Annotated in this window: 7 protein-coding genes; 5 read left to right on the top strand and 2 right to left on the bottom strand. The window is 62.5% G+C overall.

Annotated elements, in window-relative coordinates:
- Window positions 1–365 precede the first annotated feature (365 nt).
- The 5 genes from ACPYOG_RS17675 (at window position 366) to ACPYOG_RS17655 (ending at window position 6,349) form a co-directional block, all read left to right on the top strand.
- Window positions 366–1,403 carry a LacI family DNA-binding transcriptional regulator gene (locus ACPYOG_RS17675; protein ID WP_481295467.1) on the top strand — a complete coding sequence of 346 codons (1,038 nt, stop codon included), beginning with the start codon at window positions 366–368 and terminating at the stop codon, window positions 1,401–1,403.
- A gap of 298 nt (window positions 1,404–1,701) precedes the next feature.
- Window positions 1,702–2,910 carry an alpha-L-fucosidase gene (locus tag ACPYOG_RS17670; RefSeq protein WP_481295466.1) on the top strand — a complete coding sequence of 403 codons (1,209 nt, stop codon included), beginning with the start codon at window positions 1,702–1,704 and terminating at the stop codon, window positions 2,908–2,910.
- Window positions 2,911–3,163: 253 nt separating this feature from the next.
- A complete protein-coding gene (locus ACPYOG_RS17665) occupies window positions 3,164–4,483 on the top strand; it encodes an ABC transporter substrate-binding protein (RefSeq protein ID WP_481295465.1) in 1,320 nt (439 codons plus the stop codon).
- Between the two features lie 349 nt (window positions 4,484–4,832).
- A complete protein-coding gene (locus ACPYOG_RS17660; protein WP_481295464.1) occupies window positions 4,833–5,486 on the top strand; it encodes a carbohydrate ABC transporter permease in 654 nt (217 codons plus the stop codon).
- 11 nt (window positions 5,487–5,497) lie between these two features.
- Window positions 5,498–6,349 carry a carbohydrate ABC transporter permease gene (locus ACPYOG_RS17655; RefSeq protein WP_481295463.1) on the top strand — a complete coding sequence of 284 codons (852 nt, stop codon included), beginning with the start codon at window positions 5,498–5,500 and terminating at the stop codon, window positions 6,347–6,349.
- A 113-nt stretch (window positions 6,350–6,462) separates the two neighbouring features.
- Here the strand turns inward: ACPYOG_RS17655 and ACPYOG_RS17650 are convergent, their stop codons facing one another.
- Together ACPYOG_RS17650 and ACPYOG_RS17645 are read right to left on the bottom strand one after the other, a co-directional pair.
- Window positions 6,463–7,650, bottom strand: a complete 1,188-nt coding sequence (locus tag ACPYOG_RS17650; protein ID WP_481295462.1) for a serine hydrolase domain-containing protein — start codon at window positions 7,648–7,650, stop codon at window positions 6,463–6,465.
- Between the two features lie 154 nt (window positions 7,651–7,804).
- Window positions 7,805–9,057 (bottom strand): BNR repeat-containing protein (locus ACPYOG_RS17645; RefSeq protein WP_481295461.1); only part of this gene is annotated, 1,253 nt, incomplete at its 5' end.

Genomic DNA, 9,057 nt, shown 5'->3' with positions numbered 1-9,057 from the left:
ATGCTGCTTCGTGTCACGGGCCGCCTCCTCGCGTCTGCTTCCCTCATCGGAAGTCGTAGTGCCTGTAACTCGGCACCGGGCAGTCGGACTTTACTACGATGTAGAACACTTGCCAAACAGGATGAAGAACACTCTCACGTACCCCAGTTGGGGGATGATGCTCCCGCACTGAATCTCCAGCACGTTGCGGAGCACATGCGGTAAGCTCGGCAATATTGGCGAATCGTTTCGCCGAGTCAATCGCTCGACGTCTCGATACAAAAATGTCCGCACACGTTGGTCATTCGAGCACCGTCAGGGAGGGCCGCAGTATCGTGTCAGAGGAACCCAGGCCGACGAACGTGGGACCAGACAAGAAGAGAGCCATGACGCGCCGCGAAGCTCCCGCCACTTACGCCGATATCCAGAATGCTACCGGGTTGTCACTTGCGACCATCTCGAAGTACTACAACGGCGGCAACGTTCTCAAGGCGAATCGGGAAGCGATCAAATCGGCCTCCGAGGCATTGGGGTTCCGCCTCAACCGCAACGCGAGCGACCTGCGGCGGGGCGCTTCTCGGACAGTGGGAGTGCTCCTGCCATCGCTGCTCAGCAGCTTCCATCTCTCGATAGTCGCCGGCGCCGAACCATATCTGCGGGCCCAGGGATTCAGCGTCCTCCTCGCCTCGGACCAGGGCGGGCCGATGGGACGCAGCAATGACGCGCTGGATCTGCTTCTCGGTCGTCAGGTCGACGGCATCATCACTATGCCGTCTCTCGCGGACGTGCCGGCGCTCACCAGCGTGATCGAGTCCGGTATCCCGGTGGTGAGTGTCGACCTGTGGCAGCCCGGCCTGAATGCGGACTTCGTGTGCCTGGACAATGTGGGTGCAGGATTCATGGCAGGCCAACATCTCGTGGACCATGGCCACAAATCGGTCGCAATCATCGTGGGGCACCTTGGAGTCTCGACGATGGACGAGCGCTACAGCGGGTTCATGGATTCGATGGAGGGCGCGACCGGGGCGGACGCCGTGCCCCACGTGCATGTCCTTCGAGGTGAAATCACCTACGAATGGGGTCGCGAGGCCATGACCAAGATCCTTTCGATGCGCCCCAGGCCCACCGCGGTTTTCGCCGCCAACTACGACCTCGCCCTTGGTGCTGTGATTGCCATCAACGAATCCGGTCTCCGGCTCGGCCGCGACATTTCGCTCGTCGGCTTCGACGGCGTCGAGATATCTCGGGTCACCCGGCCGCCGCTTACAATCGTCACCCAACCTGTTTCCGAAATCGCTCGCGAAGCTGCTCACATCATGCATTCGCGCATGACCGGCGAAAAGGTCATCCTGTCTGAGCCCACGATGACGCGGCTTGCCGGATCACTTCAGATCGGCGCATCCGTCGCTTCGCTCCGCGAATAGCGCTCAGCGAACGGCAGCAACTCGGGGCGACGGCGCGTGGCCCCGCCTGCTGTCGAACCGACGACCCGATTGACAAAGGGTCGAAGACATGGGCAGAATCCTCCCACAGGGCGAATCGTTTCGCGATGGTACGACGACGTAGTCGGCTGCTGTCGCGATTCCCGGGGGCCAACCCTCATGCAGGTGTCCAAAGTCGGAGTTGCGGGTGGGTCAAGAAGATCGCCCCGCACCCTCAGACGGTAGGGGTGGTGTCCGGCGAGGAACCACGGGCACCACCGACGAAAGGCAGCAAACGGCTATGTCTCCAGATCCACACCTCCCGGCGTGGGCGCTCGACGCCAGTCTCGGGATCTTCATTCACTGGGGGCCGTATTCGGTGCCGGCTTGGGCGGAGCCGACGGGCACGTGGGGGGCCGTGCCCGAGCAGGAGTGGTTCGCCCACAGTGCATACGCCGAATGGTACGCAAACACGATTCGAATCCCCGGTTCGCCTGCGGCGGCGCACCAGCATGAGGCATATGGAGGGCGCGAATACGGCGAGTTCTTGGATGCGTGGCGTGGCGAACAATTCGACGCGCGACAGTGGGCGAGGCTCTTCGCCTCGGCCGGCGCAGACTATGTCATCCCGGTCACGAAGCATCACGATGGCGTTGCGTTGTGGGATGCCCCCCATTCGGATGGGCGCAACACGGTGGACCGCGGACCCAAACGGGACATCATCGGACAGCTAGCCGCCGCTGTGCGCGCCGAAGGCATGCGCTTCGGTGTGTATTACTCGGGGGGCCTGGACTGGGCATACTCCGATTTTCCCGCCATCGAGAGTATGCGCGATGTCGAGGACTATCGCCCGATCGACAGCGGATACGCCAGGTACGCGACGGAGCAGGTGCGAGATCTGATCGAGAAGTATCAGCCCTCCGTGATCTGGAACGACATCGAATGGCCCGATGCCGGCAAGGAGGATGGAACGCTCGATCAGTTGATCACCTTCTACCGGGCTCGAGTGCCGGATGGCATCGTGAACGACCGCTGGGGAGCAGAAGTCGGCGGTTACCCGACGAGCGAATACGCGCACCACACGCATCTCGAGAAGGGAATCGGTTGGGAGCACAATCGCGGGCTGGGACTCTCGTTCGGGTTCAACCAGCTGGAGGACGAGTCGTTGACCCTGACCGCCCGGGAGCTCGCGCGCTTGTATTGCGACGTGGTCTCACGCGGCGGAAGACTCCTGATCAACGTCGGCCCCAAAGCGTCCGGTGAAATTCCCGATCTACAGCGGAACACCCTCGAGCGGTTCGGCCAGTGGGTCGGCAAGCTGAAGCCCTTGACAATCAACCGCTCTCCTATCGCTGCGGGGGAGATACGTGCGTCGGGAGCCGGATCAGCGGATAGTTGGTTCCGTGCCTGGTGCAGCGGGGATCGCACCGTCGTCGTCACCGACGGCTCGACATCCGCGGTACGCGCTGATGGTCGGGACGTGACCCAGGTCGAGCTGCCCGATGAATAACCGTGATCGCGCGAAAGGGTTGACGATGAGCGTAACGTTCCGCCCTAGCGCTGAGGCCCGCGGGTTCGGGACCACCATTCCGACCACCGCCCGCGTTCCGCGTCGGCTAAACGGTCGAGGCTTTCGAGCCGCAATCTCGTCAGTCACACCCACCGCACATTGCTTTGGGCGAGAAAAGCGCGTACAGTCTCGCGATTAAGCGAAACGATTCGCTCAACTTGCAAACATCACCAACACCACAAAGGAGTGAAAGTTGAATCACAGTTCCCTGACGCGGCGACGAATTCTATTCATCGCCGCCTTGGCATCCGCGGCTAGTCTCGTACTCGCCGGCTGCACATCCTCGAAATCGACGACCGACACGAACCTCACAGTGCAGGCTCAGGCGGCCCAGCTCCCGGCATTCCAGTACGCGGCCAAGTTGCTGGAGAAAAAGCACCCCGGCCTCAAGGTCAAGCTCCAGACGGTGACTGAGCAGCAGGAGACCACCACCAATACCCAGATCCTGGCATCGAGCAATGCTCCAGACGTCGGCATCGTCAAAAACAACGCGCAGCCGTACTTCGACCTCATGAAGGCCAAGAAGCTCATCCCGCTCAACGACATGTGGAAGAGCGCCAACCTGGAATCGCGCTACGGCAACACGGTCGCGACCTCACTCAAGTGGAACGGCACGCCGTACCTGACTATGTTCGACACGACGTATTACAACGTGGTCTTCTACAACAAGACGGCGTTCGCGAAGGCGGGCGTGACGGCTCCGGCAGACCACCAGATCGCCAGCAACGACGATCTCTACAGCATGGTGGCGAAGTTGAAGACCGCTGGATACGACGGCCTCGCTGTCGGCGGCAACGCCGGTTATCAGCTCGGTTGGCTCGTGGACGCTCAACTGCAGGCGAATGCTCCAAAGGCAGCGTTTCAGGACTTCCTCACTTCGTGGCAGGCGGGCAACAGCCAGAAGGTCAAGTACACCAGCTCGGCCTTTACGGACTCTCTCGCGCAGCTGTCGGACTGGAACAAGCACGGAGTGTTCCCCGCCGGCTTCGTTGCTGCGTCAGGGGACCAGGCTCAGGCGCAGTTCACGTCCGGTACTGCAGCCATGATGATCGGCGGGAACTGGATCCCATCGGTTATCAAGACTCAGAAGTTCGACTACGACTGGCTGCTCCTTCCGGGTGCGAAAGACACTCCGACCGTTCCCAGCCTTTACGCCGGAGACACCCTCGCGATTCCCACCGCGTCGAAGAATCAGGGACTTGCCAAGGAATTCCTTGAGACGTATCAATCCGACGACGTGCAGAAATACGCGGCCGGCAAGGTCGGCTCGCTTCCTGCAGTATCCACGGTAAAGGCGGCGGACGTCCCGGGGCTGGGACCGATCGTGCAGGATATCGTCGGGTACGCCTCGAAGAAGGTGGGCATCGGCTGGACCAGCACCCTTCCGGGTTCGCTCGGACAGGCCTTTGTCGACGCGGAGGCACAGAAGCTGCTCAGCGGGCAAGTGACCGTCGAGCAGGCGGGCAAGGACCAGCAGCAGCAATTCGAGACGTACAAGTCGCAAAACGGGTGATCGCCCCAGGGGCGCCGCCTGCGGTGCAGCGGACGGCGCCCCGCCCCTACCCAACTGACTGGAAACTCAAATGACCCACGCACCCATCGAACTGGTGGCCCCCCAATCGGCCGCGATCCGCCGGCGAACCCATCCAGGACGTGACTCCCGGTCGGTGTTACTCCTGCTGAGCCCGGCGATCGCGATTCTTGGGATCTTCTTCGGCGTTCCGATCATCGACCTGGTTGTCACCTCCCTGTCGAGCTGGTCGGGAGTCGGCGACAGGACCTTCGTAGGCGCCACCAACTATGTCAACCTTCTGGGCGACAGTACGGCCTGGTCGGCACTCACAAGGTCCGTGACACTCGGCTTGGGAACGGCGATCGGCATCTCGATCATCGCCACCCTGTTGGCTGCCCTGGTCTCGGGCGGAATCGCCGGAAGCAACATCTATCGGATCGTCTGGTTCCTTCCCGCGATCGCGCCGCCGTCGGCTGTCGCCGTGTTCTGGGCGCTGTCTGTCCAGCCGAAGTCCGGCGTTGTCAACGCAGTCCTCGGAGCGGTGGGCCTCGGTGATGATCACGCATGGCTGGCCGATCCATCGACGGCGCTCGGGGTGGTCATCGCCGTAGCGATGTGGCAGGGTGCGGGCTTTGCGTTTCTCATCATCTTGGGCGCGATGGAGGAAGTTCCCGTGTCCACGTACGAGGCGGCGGCGATCGACGGAGCGGGCCCGATCCGCCAGTTCTTCTCGATCACGCTGCCCCTGGTCCGTCCGGTACTCGCCATGATCCTGCTCCTCGAGTCGATCTGGGCATTCAACGGCTTCACCCTCGCCTGGGGCATGACCCAGGGAGGCCCCGGTGACGCCACAACCATCCTTCCCGTTCAGGTGTACAAAGACGCCTTCCAATCCGGGAATTTCGGGACAGCCGCGGCAATCAGCGTTGTCGGCGGCGTCATCCTCCTGGCTGTCGGATTCGTCGGCCATTGGCTCGGCTCGCGTACGGCGGTTGACGCATGAGCCGGCGACGCATGAGCCGGCGACGCACGGTCAGGGTAACCACCGCAGCCGGTCAGCTTTGGGCGATCTTCTGGAGCCTGCTTGCAGCCGTGCCATTCGTGCTCATCATTCTTCTGGCCTTCAAGTCCAACACCGACATCTTCACGAATCCACTGGGCATCATCGGCGTGGACTGGAGCCCGCAGAACTTTGCGGAAGCCTGGACGGGCCCGCCCGGCGGGCAGGGCTTCGCCGGCTACCTCCTGAACTCGGCCGTCGTGGTCATCGTTGCGATCACGGGCTGTGTGCTGCTTGGAGCGTTCACGGCGTACTTCGCGACGCTCGCGTCGGCGCGAGTTCGGACCGCGGTCATCCGCGGCTTCTTGGCAGCGACGACTCTCCCACTGATCATGTTGTTGATCCCGTACTACACGGCCTTCAACGCGGCCGACGTCCTCAGCCAGCCATGGGCTCTGGGCGTCGTCTATATTGCCGTTTGCCTACCGACCTGTGTCCTGATCCTTCACAGCTTCTATCTCGGATTCCCACCAGAGCTGCGTGAGGCGGCTGCCCTCGACGGACTCGGAATCGTCCGCACCTTTGTGGCGGTCGTGCTCCCGCTGTCCAAAGGCCCCATTGTCGCAGTAGCTATGGTGAACGGTTTCTTCGTCTGGGGTGAAACGCAACTCGCGATCGTCCTGCTTCAGTCGCCGGAGAGCCGCACGATTCCGGTCGGGCTGCTGGACTTCCAAGGCCAGTTCGGCGCTAACACCGGCGCGATCTTTGCCGGCTTGACGATGGCGACGGTCCCTCTGATCGTGGTCTATCTCATCTTCAACCGTTCGATCGCAAAGGGTGTCGCGTTGGGCGGCGTATTCCGGTGACGGCAGACTGAGCAGCCGTTGGCGGCCTCCCCATCGTCGATCCAGTGCGCAGCTCTTTCGCGCAGCGGTCGGGAATGGGGAGGCCCGGATACATCGGGCTCGAGAGTTGGGCTCTATGCGCCGGCCAGATCGGCGAGCGGCTCAGCCCAGCCCATGCGCGGGTCCGGTCGAGAGTCGTCCGACCACATGCCGGTGCACGTGTACGCAACGGCCATATTCGACTCGGGATGAGCGAACCCGATGTTTCCACCCGCCCCGGGGTGGCCGAAAGTTCCACCGGACCCGAATCGCCCGCTCGCGAATTGGGAGCCCAACCAGAATCCCAGCCCGAACTCCGCAAGCTTCTGGTTGGGCACGCTGGCGAGTTGGGGAACGGGGCCCAAGCCCAGAGTGCGTGGCTGGGTCACGAAGTCGAGTGTCTCCGGCGAGAGCAGCCGAATGTGGTCGATCTCGCCGATGGTGGCGGCGTAGATCTTCGCCACCGAACGTGCGCTCGCGATTCCGCCGGCGCCGCCGAATTCCATTCGGTGTCCCTCCGCGGTGTTGAGAAACTCGGCCATGTCTGGAATCGACTGCGCTTCCTTGAGCAGTTCCTGGACCAAGGGATCAGAGAGATCCACTCCGTGTCGCGACCACAATTCAGCCGGACCGGTGGAGTGCAGGGGGTTCATGCGACTGCGGTACGTGACGTCGCTTTCGCGATCGGCCGGGAGGCCACCGATCCAGAAGTCGACACCGAGCGGTCTGGCGACCCGCTCAGCGAAGAGTTCGCCCGCGCTCCTGCCAGTCACTCGACGAATGACCTCGCCGTTGAGATAGCCGAAGGTGAACGGGTGGTACCACGACGCGGTCCCTGGCGCCCATAGCGGTTCCGCATCGGCTAGCACCTCGACGCACCGCGCCCAATCCGGTAGGTCGCGACTCTCGATCCCCGCCGCAGAGGGAAAGAAGGGAAGACCAGCTGCGTGGCTGAGGAAGTGCGCAACGGTCGTCCGATCCTTACCGCGAACGCCGAATTCTGGCCACATATGTGACACCGGCTCATCGGGGTCGAGCCGGCCCTGTTCGATGAGCGACGCTGCGATGATCGCGATCATGCCTTTGGTCGTGGACCACAACACGAAGAGGGAGTCCCCGTCGATCGCGACACCGGTTTCGGCGTCCGAGCCTGCCCACAGATCGACAACCACGGTCCCCCCTTGATAGACGCACAGTTGGGCGCCACCGGGATCGTCCGATTGTCCGCGCTCGAAAGCATCGGCGATTGCCTCGAAGCCCGGAGCAACGTGACCGTGAATCATGGAATGAGCTCCTCTGATCGCTGGGGGAAGCGGATGTCAAACGTATCGAGCCGCGAGATCGTGCACACGGTGTTTCCTTACATATAGGGGTGCCGTCACAAGGGCCACGCGGAGAACGGCCCCGGCGACGAGCCGGGGCCGTTCCGTTGTGTCGTCAGTGGAGCAGAATCACCTGCAGAGTGCTCCCGCCGGTCGGGTAGCTCGAGCGCGGCTGATCGTCGTTGCCGGGCAACGTCTCCCAGCGCAGCACGTACTGCCCGTCGGCTGTTGCGCCGGCGAGGTCATTCTGAAGGTCGACTTCTAGCCCCGGGAAGGTGCCGGTCACCGTTGTCACTGAAGCGGGCAGCGGCTGCGAGGGTACCTGGGCAATCCGATTCAGCGACGAGTCGATGATGATGGACTGCCTGCCGCTGGTGCCGTTGCAGAAGAAGTCGACGCTGATGTCGCCGTTGGAGAGGACGTGAGAACCCTGCATTGCTACCTGGAAGTTGAGACTTCCGCCACCCCCGAAGCTCCATCGTCCGGTCCAGTTGGTGATCTGGTTGATCTGCCATGTGCCGGAGGCAGTCGGACGCGCGGCGTACACCTGCGACAGGCCCTGAGCATCGTACTTGTGGTACGTGATGAGGACGTTGCCGGAAGCGTCGAAACCGATCTTCGCGTTACCGTTCAGCAGTCCGCCGTAATCGGGGACCGGGTCGATCACGTCGCCTTGGCCGTACTTGAGAGGCGTCGTCAAAGGCGTTCCGTTGCTGGTCACCCAGTTCACGAGGTCCTGGCTTTTCGCGTACGTCAACATGCTGTTCGTCGCCGCGTCACCAGTGTCACGCCAGACCCAGATCATGTGGAACCACCCGTCCGGTCCCTTGGTCGGACCTTGGAAATACGAACTCCACGTTCCTGAAGGGTTGCTCGCGGACCCGTTTCCGTCGAAGACCGGCGCGGAGACGATGTGCGACCACGAGCTCGTCGACTCGTTGTACACATCGAAGTACGTCACGCCATCCCCGGACCCGCCCTCGCGGTAGTCGAAGACCAGGCTTCCGTCCGAGCGGTTGACGAACTCGGGATAGGTGACGGAGTCCTCCGTGGCGGCGCTCACCATGTTGGTGACTCTCACCAACGTGCTGATGTCGCCGGGGACAGTGGTGCGGAAGTAGACCAACGGAACGTTGTGCATGTTGCCTGCGACGTGAAGGTTTCCGTCCCGGTCAAGTCCCATGGAAACGTAGTTGTGGCTGTCCCATCCGAGAGTCGACGGGAGGGTTTTGTAGGTCCAGGCGCCGCCGATCGTATGCTTGGCGACGGTCATGCCGCGGTTCACGTCGTAGTACGCGACGTACTGGTCGTTTCCGCTGGTGAGAAGTCGCTGCGTCACTTGCATTCCGGCCCAGGTCGATCCCACTG

Source organism: Leifsonia sp. HAY1-4F (assembly GCF_056755275.1).
Note: the sequence above shows the minus strand (reverse complement) of the source record. Positions and strands in the feature narration are given on the sequence as shown.

Excerpts from the sequence above, each read along its gene's own strand:
- ACPYOG_RS17650 (WP_481295462.1), bottom strand. The coding sequence starts at position 7,650 with ATGATTCACGGTCACGTTGCTCCGGGCTTCGAGGCAATCGCCGATGCT.
- ACPYOG_RS17670 (WP_481295466.1), top strand. The coding sequence starts at position 1,702 with ATGTCTCCAGATCCACACCTCCCGGCGTGGGCGCTCGACGCCAGTCTC.
- ACPYOG_RS17655 (WP_481295463.1), top strand. The coding sequence starts at position 5,498 with ATGAGCCGGCGACGCACGGTCAGGGTAACCACCGCAGCCGGTCAGCTT.
- ACPYOG_RS17675 (WP_481295467.1), top strand. The coding sequence starts at position 366 with ATGACGCGCCGCGAAGCTCCCGCCACTTACGCCGATATCCAGAATGCT.